Genomic DNA, 2173 nt, shown 5'->3' with positions numbered 1-2173 from the left:
CTGAATGCTTTGCGAGAAGGACTAGATGTAAAACTTATTGCCAAATTTACCGGGCTTTCAGTAGAGAAGATAGAGGAGTTAAAGAAAAAACTGAATTAAAAAGTACAGGGGGACGGTATAAATGCAGGACAGCACAAAGGAACCGTCCCCTTGTGTTTGTGTGTGGTTGTGTTTAACATGTTACCTCTCTTATTTCTATGATTTTACCTTCTTTATTAAACTTGAATAACATATACGACGCACATGAGTAAGCATGAGGATGCTTGCCTGCCATCCACATTCCTCCTATCAAAACATTAACGCCTGTTTTAGTTTTTTCAGCTACATTTTCAGTTACCTCAAAATATGATTCACCAAAATCAACTCTATACCAGAAAAAAGAATATAATACACCGCCTGTTTCTTCATATGTAGTCATATATACTTTATAATATTCTTCATCAAAATATTTTTTTACCTTCTCCATATTTGCTATTGCTTCTTCACGACTTTTAAAATTTGCTGACGCTTTAGCTACTTGATAAGCAATATCTTTATATGGTTTTAAATCTTCAAAAGTTTCATCATCACTAGTTTCAATTTTTGAACTCTTATAAATAAACCCTAAAGCAAATCCTGATAAAAATACTGTTAAAACAAACAATATTAAGATAATTAAACCCGGCCTATTGTCATTAACATCTGCGTACTTATCTTCCATTATATCACCTTCAATATATATGATAGTGCCTTGGCCCCTTATTCTTATTAATGTAAAAAATCCGTCTCAATCTAAAGCTCTTTGAAAATTGCATAAAATTACTGTCATACATCAGGTGAAGTCTTTACAGATCCGGTTGGGCAATATTTTTTAATCCAGGTATAAATAGTATTAGTTGAAATATTATAACGCCAGGCCTGGGTAGCTACATTGCCTGTTTCCCCACATTCTTTGATAATTTGCTCTTTATAAAGCCCTTTTGAAAACAAATTCTGCTGCATAATGTCTATCATAATGTAAACTTTTATTGCTATCAATTACTTTATACATATGCTGCATATATTTCTGTCTAGCTGAGTCATAACCATAAAAACATACAGCCTGAACTGGTTTACCTGTTTTAGGGTCAACTATTGGGTTCTTTTTGTCATCTAAAAATGTGAAATTAAACCACATTGTTTTATACCTAGCACCTTCTACATAAGGATTAGCTATTTTGGAGTGAATTTGCATACTAACCCATTCTACATGAGCCTGGTCTGGTGCAGACCTTTCAACACTATATGCAGTAGGTTTTTTATAAGATGGACCTAAATCTCTAATCGACATACCTGAACCATCGACAACTAATACCGGTTTGTAAGCAGCTGATGCTGGTAAACTAGGAAAAAGAGACACTATAAATGCTAATATTAATAATACTGCTAACTTTTTCTTCATTTAAACTACCTCCTATTCTAAATATCCTATAAAACAAACCCATCTAATACCATACTCTCCATCAAATCCTGCTTTCACATCAAATACTAAATTTCCATCTACAACTACTCTAAACATTCTCCAACCGGACGATGGACCGTAATCTAATTTAGGTGATATAACAATTGTTTCAGCTTTAAGATTTGGAGGATCGCCATACCCTTCTCGAGCATATTTTAAAAAATCTCTTCTAACTGCTTCGGCATATTTATCAAAAGTCCTTGGGTCTGTTTCATTCCAATCCGAACCAAGACCAGAATTGTGTATATCCTTAATCTTCTGTATCATTTGAGGCGTCAGGTCTGCCTCTGAATAAACCCTTGCCCCATTCTTGGGAGGTTTTGGAGGCTCAACCTGTTTTACCATTTCTAATGCTTTGGCTATATCTGGTTTTTCACCGTTATCCATGTAAGCTATTACTGCTTGATGCTGTGCGTCCCATTCAACGATGTAGCCCAGCCCCTCTGCAACATATCTGGCAGGTAACATCGTTCTGCCGGGGTGTTGGATAAGGGGTGCGACATCCATCTGGACGGGCTTATCGTTGCTGTGCATTATTTTGTTATTTATTTGCAATTTTAAAGTTTTGTTGCCTTTAAGTATGGCAGTCTGGGTATTAGCCTGCCATGTTATATTGTTATCATCTATTCCCAGTGCATTTCCTAAAAATCTAACTGGTACAAAAGTTCTACCGGGAGGATAAATTTTGGGAGC

Annotated in this window: 3 protein-coding genes; all 3 read right to left on the bottom strand. The window is 35.6% G+C overall.

From position 1 onward, the window contains the following. Positions 1 to 172: 172 nt before the first annotated feature. On the bottom strand, positions 173 to 700 hold the full coding sequence (locus BUB92_RS11015; RefSeq protein ID WP_073093608.1) for a hypothetical protein: 528 nt from the start codon (positions 698 to 700) through the stop codon (positions 173 to 175). A 246-nt stretch (positions 701 to 946) separates the two neighbouring features. Next, on the bottom strand, positions 947 to 1420 hold the full coding sequence (locus tag BUB92_RS11010; protein ID WP_073093606.1) for a hypothetical protein: 474 nt from the start codon (positions 1418 to 1420) through the stop codon (positions 947 to 949). A gap of 12 nt (positions 1421 to 1432) precedes the next feature. Further along, on the bottom strand, positions 1433 to 2173 hold a 741-nt coding region (locus BUB92_RS11005; RefSeq protein WP_143156961.1), incomplete at its 5' end, for a copper amine oxidase N-terminal domain-containing protein.

The sequence above is a fragment of the Thermosyntropha lipolytica DSM 11003 genome, from assembly GCF_900129805.1.
GTDB lineage: Bacteria > Bacillota > Syntrophomonadia > Syntrophomonadales > Syntrophomonadaceae > Thermosyntropha > Thermosyntropha lipolytica.
This window is presented reverse-complemented; position numbering and strand designations above follow the sequence as displayed.